We start from the raw sequence: 535 nt of genomic DNA on the forward strand, positions 1-535 counted from the left end.
ATCCGATCAATTTTTCGTTTCAACAAAGGTTTTTGACTAGAAACAACAACGTCTTTTAAGTTAATTGTTTCATCTTTTTGAAGTGTAATAATCAAAGAATTTTCTGAGTTGGCTTGATATGTCTTTTCAAATTCTTGGTAACCAAATTCTTTAATATAAATTATAAATGATTGTGCTTGATGAAGCTCAAAATTAAATTCGCCATTTTCGTTTGATTCAGTTATAATTGGATCTTGTGAAGGAATTTCAACTTCAATAGAACTATTTTTGATTGGTTGATTTTGTTCATCGATAATTTTTCCAGAAATAATTTGTGCGAAAATTAAATTTGGAAGTAGCAGAAAAAATGTCATTACTATTTTCATGGTTCAGATTTTTAACAAATCTCTTTCAAGTTTCGATTTTACTTGGTTAATGAACGGTTAACGATGAGTTAATGTGTAATTTATGTGCGAAAACAATGTATTTTTGAATTGATGAAAAGCTTATGAAATTATCTAAAAAACATTATACATTTATTTTTTCTTTTGCATTG

Annotated in this window: 1 protein-coding gene; it reads right to left on the bottom strand. The window is 26.4% G+C overall.

The window, feature by feature from the left end; all coding sequences use genetic code 11:
* The coding region (locus QWI17_RS12755; RefSeq protein WP_302722897.1) for a carboxypeptidase-like regulatory domain-containing protein at positions 1-353 on the bottom strand (353 nt) is incomplete at its 3' end.
* Positions 354-535: the final 182 nt, after the last annotated feature.

Source organism: Gilvimarinus gilvus, from assembly GCF_030518155.1.
GTDB lineage: Bacteria > Pseudomonadota > Gammaproteobacteria > Pseudomonadales > Cellvibrionaceae > Gilvimarinus > Gilvimarinus gilvus.